Source organism: Paenibacillus vulneris (genome assembly GCF_039543185.1).
Classification (GTDB): Bacteria; Bacillota; Bacilli; order Paenibacillales; family NBRC-103111; genus Paenibacillus_S; species Paenibacillus_S vulneris.
In genome coordinates this window covers 217,260-235,551 of the sequence record NZ_BAABJG010000006.1, presented here as the reverse complement: position 1 = coordinate 235,551, position 18,292 = coordinate 217,260, and the positions used below count along the sequence as shown (strand labels likewise).

The following is an 18,292-nucleotide window of genomic DNA, read 5'->3' as shown; positions in this document are numbered from 1 at the left end:
AGAACTCTAGTACTCTATTTATATAAGGAGCTAGACAGGAATATGTCTATTTTGTATGGAATCGTCTTGATGACCCGGTGGAAAAAGGGGCGGCGTCTTGGAGAAGCGCCGCAGTTAGTGAGCTTAAAGCCGAGGGAGCGGGGAGTTTTTAGGAAGAGCTGGAAGCAGGCGCGGGATGCGGAAGCTGCTCCACTACCTGTGCGTAGGTTTGCAGCGCTTCTTCACCGAGTGGCGTAAGCGAGTAGATGCCTCTCTCCACGCGCAGAAACCACCGGTAGAAGTTTTTTTGCAGCAGGCTCGCCGCATTGGCGATACCGGTTTGCTCGCGCAGCTTGCGCGGACTCATAGGTCCGTTCTGCCGGATCAGGTACGCCATATGGAGCGCTTTTTCCCGATAAGAGGTGACGAGCTTGCGCTTGCTGCTGCCTCCTACATTGTAATCGGCGCGGCGCTCCTTGAATTCCCGGACGATCCGCTCGGCCGCTCTTTTGTTATGCCGCGGCAGTACGGCAGGGGCTGCAGGAGCAGCGCCGGCTTCCAAAGAGGCCGCATAATCCGTCGGCTCCGCAAAGCTCTCCAGAAGGGGAGAGAAGGAGAGCGAGCCCTCTTTGGATGAAGCTGCCGCCGGAGGATGGCATTCGATAATGACCTGCGGTTTTTTCGTCTTATAAAATTGTACCGTTATCATCCCGATGCCGAGCATCTGGCACAGCTTGCGCAGCTCAGGCCACGTCGCCCCGTGCGGGGCGCGCTTTTTGTTCGGCATTTCGAAGGCTACGTACACCTGCCGGGTTAGCCGAAGCCTGTTGATGCCCTGAAGGAGCAGCGGTACCGAAAAGTTTTTTTTCAGCTCGACGATGACGGGCGGCTCTTCGCCGCGAATCGCGACAAGGTCGCAGTGATGGACTTCGCCCCGGACGTGGTAGCCCTGCTGCTCGAAGAAGCTTTTGACGGGAGCGTACAGCTCCGTCTCGGTTTTGATCGCCACAGCGGCTCGTCTCCTTTGAAATCTTGGGTTCATGTTGCTATGTAAAATTATGTTCATTATAGCATAGTTTTGATAAGATAGATCCTAAAGACTTGCAACTATAGAAAGGGAAGAAACCATGATAGAACAAGTTGGTCAAATCGAACCGTGGCTTGGCAAACGGTTTATGTGCCAGTGCGGTCAAGAGCACGCGGCTCCGATCCGCAAAATTGTCATAGAGCGCGGCGCGCTGGCGGAGCTCGCGCCATATGCCCAGGAGCGAGGCTACACCGGGCTCCTGCTGGTCTGTGACCGGCACACGCTGGAAGCGGCCGGTCGGGAGCTGCTTCAGCTGTGCGAGGCGGCACAGCTGAAGGCGCAGTTGTGCGTGCTCGCGGAAGACGAGCACGGGGAGCTCGCCGCCGACGAGCGCGTCATCGTGCAGCTGATGCTGCACGTGACACCGTCGGCGCAGGCGATCGTGGCCGTCGGCTCGGGCACGATCCACGACACGGTTCGTTTCGTCGCTCACCGGACGAACCGTGCGTTTCTCTCCGTGCCGACGGCCCCGTCGGTGGACGGCTTCGCCTCGGTCGGAGCGCCGCTCATTATCGGCGGCTTCAAACAAACGATTCCGGCCATGGCGCCGGAAGCTATATTCGCCGACTTGGCGCTGCTCGTCAAGTCACCGCGAGCGATGATCGCCGCAGGCTTCGGCGACATGCTGGGCAAATACACCTCGCTCGCCGACTGGCAGCTCGGGCGGGTGCTGTTCGGCGAGCCGTACTGCGAGCTCGCCGCGGAGATGACCCGGCAGGGTCTCGCGCTGTGCGTCGACCATGCCGAGGAGATTGCCGCCGGGACGGAGCTCGGCGTCCGCAAGCTGATGGAGGGCCTGACGTTGTCAGGCATCTCCATGCTGCTTGTCGGCCACTCGCGGCCGGCCTCCGGCGGAGAGCATCATCTCTCCCATTATTGGGAGATGCGGTTCATCCAAGAGCGGCGCCGAGCCCTTCTGCACGGCGCCAAGGTCGGTGTCGCGGCCGTCAAGATGGCCGCGCTGTATGAGTCGGCCGCTGCGCTGACGCAGGAAGCGGCCGCCGAAGCCATCGCCGCAAGGAAAGCGCGCGGCGGCGTGCCGACCCCTGAGCGAATGGCCGCTCAGATCAGGCAGGGCTACGGCAGCATCGCCGACCAGGTGCTGGCCGAGAATGGACTCGGGGCCGGCGCGGACTCCTCATGGGATCATGAGCTGCCTGAGCGAATCATCGAACGCTGGGACGCTATCCGCGGCATTTGCCGGAGCGTGCCGTCAGCCGCAGCGTTGGCACAATGGCTGCAGCAAGCCGGCGGCCCGACAACGATAGAGGAGCTCGGAGTTGAGGAGAAGCTGCTGCAGGAAAGCTTGCACTATGCGATGTATGTACGCAATCGGTATACGATCATGCGGCTTGGACAATGGCTGTAAGACGGCATTGTACAGCGGCGGGACATTCCGGGGACGATCTTGAAGGAGACCGTCCACCCGGAGCGGTCCTGCCGCTGTTTTTTGTTTTTGTCTAAAATTTCGGGCAACTTATCCCCGCGCCCTGCATAATTATTTAATACACTTCGTTTCTTTGATGTAGTGACCGCAAATGCACCGTACGGAGGAGGTTAACTCATGGACATATTCAAGAAAATTTCAGATTACCGAACAGAAACCGAACGACTGGCTTGGACCGGAACCTTTGCCGATTATATCGCCCTGGTTCGCAAGAACCCTCATTTGGCGATGACGGCGCATTCCCGTGTTTACGAGATGATCAGAGCGCAAGGCATCGGGGAGGATAACGGCAAACGCAGGTATCATTTCTTTGAGAAAGAAATATTCGGTCTTGACGCGGCCATTGAAAAACTGGTCGAGGAATACTTCCATTCCGCCGCGAGACGTCTGGATGTGCGTAAGCGTATCCTCCTCCTGATGGGTCCGGTCAGCGGCGGCAAGTCGACGATCGTGACGCTGCTTAAGAAAGGACTCGAACAATTTTCGCGTACGGATAGGGGAGCGGTATACGCAATCAAAGGATGTCCGATGCACGAGGAGCCGATGCATCTGATACCACAGGAGCTGCGGCACGAAGTGGAGGAAGAGTTTGGCATCAAGATCGAGGGTAACCTGTGCCCGTCGTGTCAAATGCGGCTGAAGACCGAGTACAACAGCCGCATAGAGGATGTGCTGGTGGAACGGGTCCTGATCTCCGAGGATAACCGGACAGGAATCGGTACCTTCAGTCCATCCGATCCGAAATCACAGGATATTGCAGATTTGACCGGCAGCATCGATTTTTCAACGATTACGGAGTACGGGTCGGAATCGGATCCGAGGGCATACCGGTTCGATGGGGAGCTGAATAAAGCGAACCGCGGGATTATGGAATTCCAGGAGATGCTGAAGTGTGACGAGAAATTCCTGTGGAATTTGCTGTCATTGACTCAGGAGGGGAATTTCAAGGCCGGACGCTTTGCGCTGATTTCCGCCGATGAGCTGATCATTGCCCATACGAACGAATCCGAGTACAAATCCTTCATTGCGAACAAGAAGAATGAAGCGCTCCAGTCGCGGATGATCGTCATGCCGATCCCTTATAACTTAAAGGTGTCGGAGGAAGAGAAGATTTATGCGAAGCTGATCCGGCAAAGCGACATGGCCCATATTCATATTGCGCCTCACGCTCTGCGGGCAGCAGCGATCTTCTCGATTCTTACCCGCTTGAAGGAATCGAAGAAGCAGGGAATGGACCTTGTCAAGAAAATGCGCATGTACGACGGGGAAGAGGTCGAGGGCTTTAAAGAAGCGGATTTGAAGGAAATGCAAAACGAGTACCTCGAAGAGGGCATGTCGGGAATCGATCCCCGGTATGTTATCAACCGGATTTCCAGCGCATTGATCCGTCAGGGACTGGAATTCATCAACGCCTTGGATGTGCTGCGCGCCCTGAAGGACGGCTTGGATCAGCATCCTTCCATTACCAAGGAAGAACGGGAGCGTTACTTGAACTTCATCTCGGTTGCCCGCAAGGAATATGACGAGCTGGCGAAGAAGGAAGTACAGAAGGCGTTCGTGTACTCGTTTGAGGAATCGGCCAAAACGCTGTTCAACAACTACCTCGATAATATCGAGGCTTATTGTAACTGGGGCAAAATTAAAGATCCTTTGACCGGTGAGGAGATGGATCCGGACGAAAGGCTGATGCGTTCTATTGAAGAGCAGATCGGCATTTCGGAAAACGCCAAAAAAGCTTTCCGCGAAGAAATATTGATTCGCATGTCGTCCTATTCGCGCAAAGGGCATCGCTTCAATTACAGCAGTCACGAACGGCTGCGTGAAGCGATCGAGAAGAAGCTGTTTGCGGATTTGAAGGATATCGTGAAAATTACGACTTCAACGAAAACTCCGGACGAAACCCAGCTGAAGCGGATCAACGAAGTAATTAAACGTCTCGTGGAAGAGCATGGCTATACAACGGCATCAGCCAATGAGTTATTGAGATATGTGGGTAGTTTGCTGAACCGCTAAAAAGCCTTTCGCCGATTGCCCTAAATAAATAGGAGTGTATCTAGAGGGGCCATCCGATTGATGGCTCTTACTGTTTGTTTGGGGCTGCTCTGGTTACGTGACTTTGCTTGCCGGCAACGAGATATGAGTAGGTATTCGCCCATTTTCCTATAGGCATTCACCCTCCTAGGCGCATCGACATAAACTACACTATGACAAATGCCTATATTACTTAGAAAGCGGGAGATACCGAATGACGAATACTCAACTCGAACATACGGAGGAAACTCGCCCGGATGGTCACGGAGGCGGTCACGGGGGCCACGGAGGCCACGGAGGGTCTCATGGAGGATTTCACGGAGGCCATGGAGGATTTCATGGAGGTTACCACGGTGGCGGCTACCATGGCGGGTATCACGGACATGGAGGGTATTACGGAGAGGGCTTCTATAGCCCATACATTTTTCCAATTGTGATAACCGATGGAGGGTATAATCCATACCCTTATCCGTATCCTTATCCATACTATCCTTATTCCTATCCGTATCCTTATTATTGATTACGTGACGATGCTATAGAGCTATAGTGAAAGAAAGCTTTCGGAACCGCGTAAAACACGGAACCGAAGGCTTTTTTGAATTATTGGCGGAAGAATCACGAGGAAGTAATAACAGGCATCGTAATTTCAACGACGGTTCCCTCATTGACGACACTGTGAATTTCCATACGCCCGCCATGGTTCTCAATAATTTTATAGGTTACCATCAGACCGAGACCGGTTCCCTTTTCCTTGGTTGTGTAGAACGGCTCTCCAAGCCGTGGAATCCGTTCCTCGGGGATACCGCAGCCCTGATCGGTGAAGCGGATCAGCAGATGGTTGTCGTCGCGGGAGCAGATTTCCATCAGGACCTCGCCCCCGTCCGGCATCGATTCAATCGCATTATTCAAGATGTTAATGAACACCTGCTTGATCTGATTTTCGTCGCAATTGATGAGAGGCAGCGGCTCCTCGATGTTCATCATCAGCTTTACATTATGTATCATCGCTTGTGAGCTGATTAAAGCGACGGTGCTTTGCAGTATCTGACCGGCATCCCTCGGCTGTGAACGCAAGGACTGCGGCTTGGCAATCACCAGAAATTCGCTGACGATGAAATTGATCCGGTCCAGCTCGTCCATCATGATGTTAAAATACGATTCGAAGCCCGAGATTTTCGTTTGCATCAGCTGCACGAAGCCCTTGAGTGAAGTAAGCGGATTGCGGATTTCGTGAGCCACACCGGCGGCCAGCTGGCCAACAATCGATAGCTTTTCGGAACGGAGAAGCATTTCCTCGGCTCTTTTTCGTTCACTGATATCTTTACCGATCATATATACGCCATTCATCTGGCCGTTAACTACGATGGGGACATTCAGCACACTCAGCTCGACGGTGCTTCCGTTTTTATGGAGGAACGTAATTTCATATTGATGATTTTGCCCGCGCAGCGTTCCGGCAAACTGCTCCTGCCAGCGTGTCATATGCTCCGGGATAATAAGATGGTGTATGGACTTGTTCAACAGCTCTTCTTCCGTATAGCCGGTCATTTGAAACAGAGCGGGGTTGGCGCTGGTACAATACCCGTAGCTGTCGAATGAGCATATAGGGTCGGGATTGTGCATAAACAGCGATTTGTACCGCTGCTCGCTTTGCTCAAGCTTTTTCTCCGCCTTTTTCTTTTCATAAATCGCCTGGATCATCGCATAGGAACGCGCGAATCGGCTGTCTTCTTCCTGGGCCAGTATAGATTCGAAGATATCGCTTTGAAATTCATCCGGATCACTGCTCTTGTCCAGCTTCTTAACTTCCCCGATCATCGTTTGTACATTGGTAATATGATCCTTATGAATCCATGCGGCGGATGCCGTTTTGTACTGGCTTCCTTGACCGGTGCTCAAATAAACGATGCCCTTCTTGACATCGTACCCGTCCACGTGGTTCATATTGACCACGTTCATCTGGTCGATCAACCGGAACCCTTCCTCGTACATCCATTCTTCAAAGGCTTCGAGAGAAGCCGTCCAATAAAATTTATCGTTGATCGTATGGATGACGTATTCCTTTTCCCTCAGGCATTCTATTTTGACGACGTCATCGGAATTGACGATCATAATGTCGGAGCCTTTTTTTCCGTCTCGGGTGACGGGAATTTTCTGCATGTCTTTGGTTCACCTGCCTGCCTGCATCTTATCATTGATATGAATCACAGCTTATGTCAAACCGAGAGGCTTAGATAAAGTCCAAGTAATGTTAGGAACAGGGTTGGTATCGTAAGAAGGATCCCTGTCTTAAAGTAGTACCCCCAGCTCACGTTAACGCCTTTTCGGGATAAAATATGGAGCCATATTAACGTAGCCAAAGAACCGATGGGCGTCATTTTGGGCCCCAAATCACAGCCTATGACGTTGGCGTAAATCAGCGCTTCCTTGATGGCTCCGCTGGCATGAGTCGTATCGATGGCCAGCGCGCCGATCATGACCGATGGTAGATTGTTCATGATCGAGGACAAGAAAGCCGAAAGAAAGCCCATTCCCATGGCGGCGGCAAACAAGCCGTGCGCGGCAAAGGAATCGACCCAATGGCCCAATAGGGAGGTGAGTCCCGCATTCTTTAGCCCATAGATAACCACATACATTCCAATAGAGAAAAGGACGATGGACCATGGCGCTTCCTTCATCATGCGGCTTGCGCTCATCACCTTGAACCGATGGCTTGTCCAAATAAGCAATCCGGCTATGAAGCAGGCGATAAGGCTCACCGGAATCCCCATAGCTTCACCGAATAAATAACCAAGAAAAAGCAGGCCTAACAAATACCAGGACAGCTTGAACATAGGCATGCTTTTAATGGCTTCCCGGGGCGGGTGTGCAAGGGAAGTATCGTAAACCGCCGGAATGTGTTTTCGGTAATAGAAATAAAGAACCGTGATGCTGGCTGATAAGGAAAAGAGATTGGGAAGCATCATCGTCAAGGCATACTCAGAGAAGGATATATGGAAGAAATCTGCAGATACGATATTAACGAGATTGCTGATGATAAGCGGAATCGAGGTGGAATCGGCAATAAAGCCGCTGGCCATGACAAAGGGCAGCACAGTAAGGCTGGGCAGCTTGAGGGCCCGCATTTGTGCCAGAACGATAGGCGTGAGAATTAAAGCGGCCCCATCGTTAGCGAAAAAGCAGGATACCAGCGCTCCAAGCAAAATGGTGAATAAGAACAGCCGAATACCGTTACCTCGGGATAATCGTACCATGTGCAGAGCGGACCATTCGAAGAAGCCCAGCTCGTCCAGAACTAATGATATGACAATTAATGCAACGAATGTAAGGGTAGCATTCCATACGATGTGTGTGACTGCTGCAACATCCGCCCATGAAACGACGCCCGCCAGCAAGGCAAGAACCGCTCCGCCGACGGCTGACCAGGCGATATTGAGCCCGCGCGGCTGCCAAATGATCAACGTGATAGTAAGAATAAATAAGAGAATGGCAACAACCGAACTCATAATTTCATTTAATCCTCCAGCCAAATAAACACAATGAATTCATTATAGCCTTTTAAGTTTTGAGAAGTAAATGCAATAATTAGCAAAAACGATTTTTAAATAAGAAGATTGACAGGATCGTACGTTTTTAGACGTTTTTATGAGGGGAGCTTAGAGCGTATTCAATCCACAGGGGCAACCTCTCCTGCCTATTTATCAGAGTTCCCCCATTGCCAGGTTTCTTAAACGGGCTCAGACCGCCATTGGCGGTCTGAGAGGGGACAAGAATCAAGACTCGTCGACATATTCGTCCTGATCGCTTCCCCAAATAAAGTCTTTGGTATAGTCGATGCCGGGGGCATCATCCTGTCCGGCGTTTAGACTCTCGTTGAGACTTTCGGAAGCGGGGGCCGTCTCTTCTGCCTCTTGAGTCAATTCGGGATTCAAATGGTTATCCATCGTACTCCTCCTTTCACGAGGGTATTTTTACCAACGTCCGGGATATTATTCACCAGCTGAATCGCACGGTTGGTTCCCGTAATTCGCTCGCTTCCGATGGCGGGGCCAAAGGAAGAAAACGGCATGCATCATAGCAAACATCCCTAGAGCAATCGCTTCCTCGGCCAGAAGATAATAGGGATGCGGCCCCAGCCAATCCAACAAGGATGCTGTCGGCGGCTTGTGCATAAGGAACATATAATTGGAATGAAGCAGCTCGTTTAAGGCCCATACGATAGCTGCCAGCCCGTTCAGAACTATCATGGTTCGGCCGACAGCTCTCCAATCAGGCCTATAGCCGCGAATCCAAGTCATGTATAGAGCCGCCATAATAATGGCGCTGTGCACGATGAAAAAATGATAAAAACGAAAATGAGGAAACGCATACCCTAGACCAGGGGTAACAAGGGCCTGCAGCGCGCCTCCGATTCCGGCGAAAAACACGATCCCGTACAGCCGGCGGCTGCCGGTTAACAGGAGCAGGATGGATAGAAAAACCATAATGCTGCACAGCTCCAACGGAAGTGTACTTCGTACGTCCCACTGCTCTTGCTGCACGTACCAGAGGTTCAGCATCGTTTCCGGAACGGCCAATGCCAGCAGGATTCCCCAGCGAATTGCGGCTTGCAGCGCAGGGACGGCTTGGATACCTTGCCTGCTCCTATAAAGCAATGAACATGCAATGCCCAACAAAATGATGGCTGCCAGATGGGACGGGGAAAAAAGCAGGAATGGCTGGCTTGCGAATACATCCCAATATGGATTCATTATGTCTGCCCCCTCATGTAAAAACTTGGATTGTAATGTAGTGTAACGCGCTTACAGGGAAGTGCATAAGTACTAACTTCGACTAGTACCATGAAGTATAGGTTATAGGTTTTATCTATAAAATTGATTTGTTCTATATATTTCAAGTGATAAACAAAATACCGCATAATAGAGGAAGAGACAAAGAGAGGAGCGGATATTCATGAACGGAAGCGGGCAGCAGTGGAATGCATCCTTTTACGACAGCAAGATCGGTTTTGTATCACGTCTGGGCAGAGGAGTTATCGATTGGCTGGCTCCGGCAGCCGGTGAACGAATTCTGGATCTGGGCTGCGGAACCGGCGATTTGGCGCATGAAATTGCGAGTCTGGGGGCGGAATGCAAAGGAATCGACAGCTCTCGGGACATGATTGAGCAAGCCCGGAGCAAGTATCCGATGCTTTCCTTCGATACGGCTGACGGGCATACGTTCCGGCTTCAGGAGAAGTTTGATGCGGTGTTCTCCAATGCGGCGCTGCATTGGATGAAGCGTCCGGAGCAGGTCATCGAATCGGTAGGCCTTGCATTACGGCAAGGAGGGAGATTCGTGGCTGAGTTCGGGGGCAGCGGGAACGTGGGGCGGATCCGCCACGCCATTGCCGAAGTGCTGGGTGCGCTGGGGATCGATGCGGAAGAGCGGAATCCATGGTACTTTCCCACCATTGGTGAGTACAGCTTCTTGCTGGAGCAGCAGGGGTTTGAAGTCCGCTCTATGGAGCTTTTTGACCGCCCGACCGAGCTGCCTGACGGGGAATTGGGGATGGAGCATTGGCTTCGTACGTTTGCCGGCATGTTTTTCTCCGGTTTGACAGAGGACGAGAAGCAGGAGGCTTACAGGCAATGCTGCGCCCTCCTTCGTGCCGAGTTGTTTAACGGTCAGTATTGGACGGCGGATTACCGCAGACTTCGGTTTGCGGCAGTGTTGAAATAATAGGGAACGGAAGGCCGGGGAGCCGCCTGTAACAGGGCGAAGGCACCCTGGCTTTTTTTGGGCTGCGGACTTGCAAAACCTTAAGCAGGATACCGGCTGGAAGCGCTTTAAATTTTGAAAGAAAATCGTATTCGCCGAGACAGAAATCTGATACAATCATCCTAGGAAAAATGGAAAGCGTTTAAGTGAGGCGCAACTTTTTTACGTTTTATACAGCAAGAAGGGAGCACGATGATTGAATGTCCGCCATATTTCGTTCCAAATGGCTGCGTTATGCAATATCCGGACTCATTATTTTTATGATGTTTGCCTCTTATCATATCAGGGTGGAGGGGGAATCGACGAATCCCCGTTTCGTGCTGATGCGGCTCGAAGATATCGGCCCCGGCGGGCAGTACGGATCGATAGAGCAGCTCGGCAAGCTGAGAGCGGTTATGGAGTATTTAAGGGACCAGCATGTGGCGTACCACCTGGCTGTCATTCCGCGCTGGCTGGATTATCCCGCCGACGGATCCCGTTATGACGTCTCGTTGGACCAGACGGATAATCCCTACGTGGCCGCCTATCAGAAGCTGTTGAAGCAGGCCGTTCAAGACGGTGCCGTGCTCGGAATGCACGGTTATACGCATCAGGTTGGCAACGTGCGTCGCGACGACGGGCACCATGAATCCGGGATCGGCAACGAATTCGACGAGCCGGGAGAGAGCTCTACGATATCGGCTGCGTTCGCGGAGCCCAGATTGAAAGCTGGCCTGGCAATACTCAACAAAGCGGGGCTTACGCCGGAATTCTGGGAATCGCCTCATTATCGCTCTACTCCCGAGCAGGATGAGCTGTTCCGCTCCTATTTCGGTTTGAATTACCAGGCGGATGTCCAGGTGAACCGCAATTCTCCCGCTGCCCAATATATGAATGTGCGTAATGATAAATATGGTGCGGCGAGCATGGGAGCGGCTTACGTTCCAACGCCGTTTGATTACATTGCTTATAACAAGGATGAAAAGGTGATTCTCGACCGGCTGGGCAAGACAAACAATATCAATTCGTTCTTCTACCATCCTTTTCTTGAATTCAAATATTTGACTCCGGTTACGGATGAGAATGGGCAGCCGGTGATGAGAGACGGTTTACCGGAATATAAATACCCGGATCAGGATAAAAGCGTGCTGCAAAAGCTGATCACCGGCATTCGTGCCAAACGTTACGTGTTTTACTCCATTCATGACTATGTGCCATTCACACCGGCGCAAAGTGTGAAATGGGCCGGAAACCAATCGGGAACCGGGCCCCAGGCTTCAGGAAAGCTTACCGAGCAGAAAAAACTCATGCTTGCCGACGTTACGGGGGACGGCCAGGCCGACCTCGTTGCATGGGATGTGAAGAACGGAGTGATCACCGTAGCTTCCGGCTCCTTCAAAGGGATGCGTAATGAGCCTCAGGGGCAGCCTGCCGAATGGGCTCGTGTCACTTATACGAACGGGGCGGCGGCAGCCGTAAGCAGCACTAATGCGGCCGTGAGCGCCTCCCTATGGGTTGTTCAACCGGGGGGCAAGCTCCAGCGTTACGTGTCCGACGGACGGCAGTTTGTTCTCAAGAACAGCTGGACAACGGAAGCCCGCAGCTGGGCGAATCTGCAAGTCATTCAGCAGAAGGACGGCGATGTAGTGCTTGCCGGGCTTTCTACGGACCGCAGGCAGGTTAACGGCCTATGCATCAGCAAGGGCGAGGTGAAATCGTTAAAGCCTTACCCGCTGAAGAGCGAGTGGAAGAATGAGCTTCAGCAGCGGACGGAGATTAGCGGAGAAAAGGTATTGTTACTCTCTCGCCCGAGTACCATCGGAGGCTTGGAGCTTTCGGCGGATAAGACGGCAGGGGAATGGAAGCCTAACCGGGTTCAGCTGAATGTTCCCGATGAATTCGGAGAAATCCGAATCGGTGATTTTAACGGAGATGGCCAGGAGGATGTGCTGCGCTGGAACCCGGAGACCTCCCGGTTCACCGTTTATTTGCGTAAAGGGGAAAACGAATATCAGCTGCTGTCAACCTTTGGTCCGTGGGGAAAGCCGGGAGCGAAGCTGATCATTCACGATTTTGACGGAAACGGGAAAAGCGATCTGGGGCTGCTGGACCGTCAGGATGGCTTTTTGGATACGGCCCTTTCCTTTGAAAGCCAATAAAATAGGATAACCTGGCACACCGCCGGGTTTTCTTTTGGTTTTTTCATTGACCAATCGAATAACATTCTTTATTCTTGAATCAATTAATGACGATCATTTGTTTGGTGGTGTGACAATTCGTGATGGATCAAACGATTTTCATCGTAGAGGATGACCCCGAGGTTCGGGAGCTGATGAGCACGTATCTGGAAGCGCATCAATTCCGCGTTGCCTGGACGGATCGAGGCGACGAAGCGATAAGGCTTGTTCGGGAGCTGCGGCCCGATCTTATTATTTTGGATATTGTGCTGCCGGGGAAAAACGGCTTTGAGGTCTGCAAGGAGGTTCGGGAAATCTCACCGGCTCCGATTATTTTCGTCAGCTGCCAGACAGAGGAGCATTATAAAATCACCGGTTTGGGAATCGGCGGGGACGATTATATAACGAAGCCCTTCAGTCCGAATGAGTTGATCGCCAGGGTCAAAGCCAATTTAAGACGGCCCCATCTGCAGAGCGAGAAGACAGATGCATCCTCTAAGCTGAGATTCGGCGCCACGGAAATCGATACCGTCAGCAGGACGGTGAAGGTCCATGATGAAGAGATTCTGTTGTCCAAAAAAGAATATGAGCTGCTGAGCTATTTGGCGGGAAACCCCGGACGAACGATCACTCGCGAGGAGCTGTTCCGGGAAGTGTGGGGACAGGAAATCTTCAACGACACGAGAACGATCATCGTCCACATCAGCAATCTTCGCAAAAAAATTGAACGCGACCCCGCGAACCCTAGACATATTATTAATGTTCATGGTGTCGGTTATAAATTTATCTATACGTAACCTGCCTGGTGCGGATGAGGCCATCCGGCCAGGCTATTTTTTGCATTTTTGCGGGTCATCCGTATCGATCCTCTTCCTCCTTGGAGAGGCGTTGCTGCTTTCGAAAAAAGGATTGATTATTTTGGCCTATATCCCTATGATGAACTTGTAGCTTTGTACAAAATTGTAGCTGTGGGAGGTTTTGATATGAAAGCGCTTTTAGTGGGAGTGGGAGGGTTCGGTTCCGGGTGGTACCGGAGACTTCGCAATCAGTACAGCGAGGTGGAACTGGCGGTCGCCGATAGCGATGAGAGCAAGCGAAGCCGATTTGAGGAGGACGGAGTGCCCTTTTACACTTCGATTGCGGAAGCTATTGACCAGGAAAAGCCTGATGTGCTGCTGAACGTTACGCCCAGGCATGTACATAAACATATCAATCAAATCGCCTTTGATCATAAGCTGCCGGTATTTAGTGAGAAGCCGATTGCGGATAATTACGCGGACGCCAAGGAAATGGTGGAGCGGGCCGAGAAGGAAGGCATCCCTTATATGATAGCGGAAAATTACCGGCGATTCCCGTTCGTAAGAAAGCTGAAGCAGCTGCTTGAGGAGGGAAGCATCGGGACGATCTTGACCGTCGATGGGGAATTTTACCGCAGCACGGACAGACCTCTGCCGGATAAGCTGGATATATTGGAGGAGCTGGTCGTTCACCACTTCGATTTGGTGCGCTACCTGACGGGGCGTGAGGTAGGCAAAGTGTTCGCGACGTACCGGCACCAGCTTCATATCGTTATGGATATGCAAGCAGGCATCACTGCCACTTTCACCTGCTCGACGCGCTCCAAGGGCAAGACAACGGATTGGTCCGGCAATTGGCGTATAGAAGGCTCGGAGGGCTGTCTGGAGCTGATCGACAACCAGATTTATTTGACCAAGGATGGGGAGACGGCTCATTACGACGATTTCAGCGATGTGGACGCGCCGGGTGCCTTCAGTGAATTTTTGCAATCGCTGGAGGAGCAGCGAGAGGCGGAGACGAGCGCCAAGGACTACCTGCGAAATCAAGCGCTGGCTCATTATGCAAGGGAGTCCATTCAGCAGGGGCAAATGGTCGATACGTCTGCCAGCTGGGGCTACGGTCCGATGATCGTACGCAATTATTTGGAGGCGGAGTTCGGGGAACCGGGTGTCAGCCACCACGGCAAAGGGTTGACCTACGGCAAACGTTTGTTCTCCAAGGAGGATTTCGACACGCCGATCATGTTCATGGGGTATTGCGAAATCCCGCCAGGCTCCTCCATCGGGTACCATGGTCATCGGGAGGATGAGGAAGTGTACATTATTCTGGAGGGTACCGGTATCATGACGGTGAATGGCGTGCAGCGGCAAGTCAAGGCAGGAGATATCGTGCTGAATAAGCCTTGGTGGAAGCATGGGCTGGAGAATAACAGCGATGAACCGCTTCGTGCGATCATTTTTGAAGTGATGAAAAAGGGCTGATCCTTAAAGCATCAGCAAAACAGGCTCGACCTCGCATTGCGGGAGATGGCCGCAACCTTCTATGCCCGGGTTCGAAGACTTTCGGATTCGGGCTTTCCTATCATCCGATATTTACATCTCGTTAATACGGGGATAATACTATCGGCCTATCATAGAGCGACAGCAGCTCCAGCCTAACGACAGGGGGCATGATATGGGAATTGGGTATCGATGGATCATCGGCATTAACAAGAGCTTTAAAGTGAAGCTCATTTTGAGCTTGTCATTTATTATTTTGCTATCGTTCGGCATTACCGGTTATTTGACCTACGAGAATAATCTGAGACTTTTTGAGGAAGAGATCAGCAAGCAGTTTTCGCGAACGAACGATGAAGCGTTGAACAAGCTGGAGCTGAAGGTGCAGGAAATCAGCCGGATTTCGCAAACGATCGTGTTCAATCCGCAGATTGAGAAAATGATCATCCGCATCAACGAAAATGAATCAGTGGACCCTTACAATCTGTATTATGACAAAAAACAGATCGAAGAGCAGATGTATCAGATCAAGTTCGATGCGCCCTATATTACAGGGATGTATTTATATGATCTGAACGGAAATCCTTCCTACTTCAGCTATACCAGCTCCTCCATTAATAAGTTCGACGCTTACGTGTTCCGGGTTATCCGTTCCAAAATCAACGATTCTTACGGAGATCTCGTATGGATGAGCATGCCGCTGCCGAGCACGGTCGAACCGAGCGGCTTCCGTCAGACGATCATCGTCGCCCGTTGGATGAAAAACAGCTTTTTGCATACCTACGGCATGCTCGTGATGGCTATTGACGAATCGTTCTTCTCCAGCTCCTTGAAGGAGCTGACCAAGGACGGCACAGGCGAAGTGTACTTATTCAATCAGACCCAGGATTTGCTGTACAGCAACGTTGAGCCCGAATCCGGCGATAAGCTGCGTATGCTCAAGCAACTGGACGATACCCGGCTCATGGAGAACCATTTGTTCGTCGAGAGTGAATCCCAGACGGTATCATTCAAGCTGGTGAGCGGAACCTCGTTGGCTGAAATTCGCAAAAAAAATCAGATTTTATCACAAAAAATCGTATTCTCCGGTTTAATCAGCATTATCCTTGCCAGCGTGCTGATCATTCTGTCTACGGGCCAGCTGCTGCGGCCGCTTAAGGATTTACTGCAAGGATTGCGCAAGGTGCGCTCCGGCGATTTCGATGTACGGATCGAAGTGCAGACGAAGGACGAGCTGGCTTATATCGGCGAAAGCTTCAATGCGATGGCTGAGCATGTGGGACATTTGATCAAGGAGGTCTACTTGACGCAGATCAGCGAGCGGGAGGCCGAGCTCAAGGCGCTGCAGGCCCAGTTAAACCCGCATTTCCTGCACAATATGTTTAACGAGATTTATTGGAAGCTGTATCTGCAAAATGAGAAGGAAACGGCGGGCCTTATCGCCGCCATATCGGAAATGCTGAAGTATTCGCTGATGCCTGTAAGGACGCCGACGACGGTCAAGGAAGAAATTCAGCAAATCCGCAACTATGTCAAGGTGCAGACGGAGCTGTTCGAAACCGATCTGGAAACGATGATTCAGGTGGAGGAAGAAGTGATGAACTGCAGGATGATGCGTTCCTTGCTGCAGCCTTTGGTCGAGAACGTATTCCTGCATGCATTCCGCAAGAAAGTATCTCATAAAGTGCTGGTGATCAAAGCAAGGAAGCAAGAAGGGGCCTTGGAAATCGAAGTGATCGATAACGGCTGCGGGATGGATGCTATGGCTTTATCACAGCTGCTCGGCGGCCCCGGCGCTTCGCTGCCTCAGCGCGACGGCCGGGAAAGCTTGGGGGTACGAAGCGTAATTAGACGAATAGAGCTCGTATACGGCAAGCCTTACCGGCTGGAAATCATGAGCGTGCCGGAGAGCGGCACGACGATGCGATTGATTCTGCCGTTGGATATTGCAGAGAAGGGGGATATAATGCATGCTGAACGGTAAAGTACTGATTGTGGAGGATCAGCCTCATTTTCGTAAAGGTCTCGCGCGGATGGTAGAGGACGGCAAGCTCGGCTGGAGCGTAGCCGGGGAGGCCGGTAACGGCCAGGATGCGCTGGAGCTGCTGGACCATGTACAGCCGGATCTGGTGCTTACCGACATCCGGATGCCGATGATGGACGGGATTGAATTTGTAGGGAGGCTTCGGGAAAGATACCCGGATATGCTGGTCATCATTTTGACGGCTTACAAGCATTTCGAATACGCCCAAGCGGCCGTCCGCCATGGCGCGCTGGATTTCTTAATCAAGCCGTGCACAGAGGAGGATGTGAGGCAGGTGCTGGTCAAAGCGTCGGAGCGCTTCTACGAGCAGTATGCGCAGAAGCAGAGCCGGAAGCTTCAGCAAAGGCTGGAGCAGGACCAGACGCTTCGTGCGGCCCTGCTCGATTTGCCCTATACGCCGCAGGATGCCTCCCGCTTGCAGGAGCTGCTGGAAGGAACCGAGCTGTGGCAGCTGCAGCTGGATCAAGAGGATTTGGCGAAGAAGCAGTATGGCAAGAGCGATTTGAGTCTGATCCAATTCGCGCTTTCCAACATCGTCGAGGAGCTGCTTCGGGCAGAAGGACTTGAGGCCAGGCTTATCCTAATCGAACACGACCGGTTCGTTCTTGTTTCAAAGCGCCTAAGCCTCGGGAATTCGATTCGTCAATCGATAGAGGGCTCCGCTCTCCAATATTTGAATCTTCGTCTGCATTGGGTTTCGATGGGAGTAGAGCCCCAGGTCGGGCAATTGGCCGGCTTGTATGCAAAGATGAAAAGGGCCGATCACGGCAAGCCGGAGCTGTCGGCGGCTGCCGACGAAGCAGGAACCTCTGCATCGCTGTCCTTGAATCAAGCGCGCGTGAAGGAGATTGAGGTGCAGCTTATAAGCACCATCATGACAGGTCAGGCGGAGCAGCTTCAGCAGCTGCTGGACCGGATGCTCGGGGAGCTGCAATCCATGTCGGCCGATGAGATGAAGCTGTATGCCTTGTCGTTATCCATAGCCATGCACAATACCGTTCACAATCAATTTGAAACGGAGGAAGGCGCCGTAACAACCGGGATCCCCTACCATATGCCGCAGAGCGACTGGTCCTCAGGTGAGGTTATTCAGTGGGCTCGGGAGCAGGTACAAGGCTTCGTACTGCTCTTTAATAACTGGCAGGCCTCCAAAAGCGATAATTTGATTGAACGGGCGGTCAAATATATCGAAGAGCATTACAGCGAGGAATGCCGATTGACAGATGTGGCTTCCCATATTCATTTGAATCCAAGCTACTTTAGCGTCTTGTTCAAGAAATCGACGGGAGAGAGCTTCACCCGTTACGTTACCCGCGTTCGTATGGAAAAAGCAGCCCTGCTGCTTCGCAATACCGATATGAAAATATTTGAAATTGCCTGCGCGGTCGGCTTTGATGAGCCGAATTATTTTACCAACGTGTTCCGGCAGCAGTATCGGATGTCGCCGAAGGAGTACCGCAGGGTTCCCATTCCCTGAACCGCAGGGGAGCTCCA

General features: G+C 52.0%; 14 protein-coding genes. 9 read left to right on the top strand and 5 right to left on the bottom strand.

The genetic code is table 11. The features are described 5' to 3' along the window. Positions 1 to 148: 148 nt before the first annotated feature. Positions 149 to 988, bottom strand: a complete 840-nt coding sequence (locus tag ABEA66_RS06415) for a DUF2161 domain-containing phosphodiesterase (protein ID WP_345586947.1) — start codon at positions 986 to 988, stop codon at positions 149 to 151. A gap of 118 nt (positions 989 to 1,106) precedes the next feature. Here ABEA66_RS06415 and ABEA66_RS06410 point away from each other — a divergent pair, with 118 nt between their 5' ends. The 3 genes from ABEA66_RS06410 (at position 1,107) to ABEA66_RS06400 (ending at position 4,981) form a co-directional block, all read left to right on the top strand. Beyond that, on the top strand, positions 1,107 to 2,435 hold the full coding sequence (locus tag ABEA66_RS06410) for a sn-glycerol-1-phosphate dehydrogenase (protein WP_345586946.1): 1,329 nt from the start codon (positions 1,107 to 1,109) through the stop codon (positions 2,433 to 2,435). Positions 2,436 to 2,630: 195 nt separating this feature from the next. Then, entirely contained in the window at positions 2,631 to 4,526 is a 1,896-nt protein-coding gene (locus ABEA66_RS06405) for a PrkA family serine protein kinase (protein WP_079908212.1), read from the top strand. A gap of 323 nt (positions 4,527 to 4,849) precedes the next feature. Further along, positions 4,850 to 4,981: a hypothetical protein gene (locus ABEA66_RS06400; protein WP_345586945.1), complete on the top strand. Its 132-nt coding sequence runs from the start codon at positions 4,850 to 4,852 to the stop codon at positions 4,979 to 4,981. Between the two features lie 178 nt (positions 4,982 to 5,159). Here ABEA66_RS06400 and ABEA66_RS06395 read toward each other — a convergent pair whose 3' ends face one another. The 4 genes from ABEA66_RS06395 to ABEA66_RS06380 form a co-directional block, all read right to left on the bottom strand. Continuing rightward, the gene (locus tag ABEA66_RS06395) at positions 5,160 to 6,704 is read right to left on the bottom strand and encodes an ATP-binding protein (protein WP_345586944.1); all 1,545 of its coding nucleotides are present in this window, start codon (positions 6,702 to 6,704) and stop codon (positions 5,160 to 5,162) included. 56 nt (positions 6,705 to 6,760) lie between these two features. Then, positions 6,761 to 8,053, bottom strand: coding sequence for an arsenic transporter (locus ABEA66_RS06390; protein WP_306293504.1), 1,293 nt, complete (start codon positions 8,051 to 8,053; stop codon positions 6,761 to 6,763). A gap of 264 nt (positions 8,054 to 8,317) precedes the next feature. Then, a complete protein-coding gene (locus ABEA66_RS06385) occupies positions 8,318 to 8,488 on the bottom strand; it encodes a hypothetical protein (RefSeq protein WP_345586943.1) in 171 nt (56 codons plus the stop codon). A gap of 45 nt (positions 8,489 to 8,533) precedes the next feature. Beyond that, positions 8,534 to 9,295 carry a YwaF family protein gene (locus ABEA66_RS06380; protein WP_345586942.1) on the bottom strand — a complete coding sequence of 254 codons (762 nt, stop codon included), beginning with the start codon at positions 9,293 to 9,295 and terminating at the stop codon, positions 8,534 to 8,536. A gap of 202 nt (positions 9,296 to 9,497) precedes the next feature. Between ABEA66_RS06380 and ABEA66_RS06375 the strand changes: the two genes are divergently transcribed. The 6 genes from ABEA66_RS06375 (at position 9,498) to ABEA66_RS06350 (ending at position 18,275) form a co-directional block, all read left to right on the top strand. Then, positions 9,498 to 10,265, top strand: coding sequence for a class I SAM-dependent methyltransferase (locus ABEA66_RS06375; protein WP_345586941.1), 768 nt, complete (start codon positions 9,498 to 9,500; stop codon positions 10,263 to 10,265). A gap of 239 nt (positions 10,266 to 10,504) precedes the next feature. Then, positions 10,505 to 12,442: a DUF2334 domain-containing protein gene (locus ABEA66_RS06370; protein ID WP_345586940.1), complete on the top strand. Its 1,938-nt coding sequence runs from the start codon at positions 10,505 to 10,507 to the stop codon at positions 12,440 to 12,442. 122 nt (positions 12,443 to 12,564) lie between these two features. Next, entirely contained in the window at positions 12,565 to 13,257 is a 693-nt protein-coding gene (locus ABEA66_RS06365; RefSeq protein ID WP_306293505.1) for a response regulator transcription factor, read from the top strand. Positions 13,258 to 13,443: 186 nt separating this feature from the next. Further along, positions 13,444 to 14,739 carry a Gfo/Idh/MocA family oxidoreductase gene (locus ABEA66_RS06360; RefSeq protein WP_345586939.1) on the top strand — a complete coding sequence of 432 codons (1,296 nt, stop codon included), beginning with the start codon at positions 13,444 to 13,446 and terminating at the stop codon, positions 14,737 to 14,739. 193 nt (positions 14,740 to 14,932) lie between these two features. After that, entirely contained in the window at positions 14,933 to 16,738 is a 1,806-nt protein-coding gene (locus tag ABEA66_RS06355) for a sensor histidine kinase (RefSeq protein WP_345586938.1), read from the top strand. Continuing rightward, positions 16,725 to 18,275: a response regulator transcription factor gene (locus ABEA66_RS06350; protein ID WP_345586937.1), complete on the top strand. Its 1,551-nt coding sequence runs from the start codon at positions 16,725 to 16,727 to the stop codon at positions 18,273 to 18,275. The genes ABEA66_RS06355 and ABEA66_RS06350 overlap by 14 nt, the downstream gene beginning before the upstream one ends. Positions 18,276 to 18,292 lie beyond the last annotated feature (17 nt).

Excerpts from the sequence above, each read along its gene's own strand:
- ABEA66_RS06410 (WP_345586946.1), top strand. The coding sequence starts at position 1,107 with ATGATAGAACAAGTTGGTCAAATCGAACCGTGGCTTGGCAAACGGTTT.
- ABEA66_RS06405 (WP_079908212.1), top strand. The coding sequence starts at position 2,631 with ATGGACATATTCAAGAAAATTTCAGATTACCGAACAGAAACCGAACGA.
- ABEA66_RS06400 (WP_345586945.1), top strand. The coding sequence starts at position 4,850 with ATGGAGGATTTCACGGAGGCCATGGAGGATTTCATGGAGGTTACCACG.
- ABEA66_RS06395 (WP_345586944.1), bottom strand. The coding sequence starts at position 6,704 with ATGCAGAAAATTCCCGTCACCCGAGACGGAAAAAAAGGCTCCGACATT.
- ABEA66_RS06385 (WP_345586943.1), bottom strand. The coding sequence starts at position 8,488 with ATGGATAACCATTTGAATCCCGAATTGACTCAAGAGGCAGAAGAGACG.
- ABEA66_RS06380 (WP_345586942.1), bottom strand. The coding sequence starts at position 9,295 with ATGAATCCATATTGGGATGTATTCGCAAGCCAGCCATTCCTGCTTTTT.
- ABEA66_RS06375 (WP_345586941.1), top strand. The coding sequence starts at position 9,498 with ATGAACGGAAGCGGGCAGCAGTGGAATGCATCCTTTTACGACAGCAAG.
- ABEA66_RS06370 (WP_345586940.1), top strand. The coding sequence starts at position 10,505 with ATGTCCGCCATATTTCGTTCCAAATGGCTGCGTTATGCAATATCCGGA.
- ABEA66_RS06365 (WP_306293505.1), top strand. The coding sequence starts at position 12,565 with ATGGATCAAACGATTTTCATCGTAGAGGATGACCCCGAGGTTCGGGAG.
- ABEA66_RS06360 (WP_345586939.1), top strand. The coding sequence starts at position 13,444 with ATGAAAGCGCTTTTAGTGGGAGTGGGAGGGTTCGGTTCCGGGTGGTAC.
- ABEA66_RS06355 (WP_345586938.1), top strand. The coding sequence starts at position 14,933 with ATGGGAATTGGGTATCGATGGATCATCGGCATTAACAAGAGCTTTAAA.
- ABEA66_RS06350 (WP_345586937.1), top strand. The coding sequence starts at position 16,725 with ATGCTGAACGGTAAAGTACTGATTGTGGAGGATCAGCCTCATTTTCGT.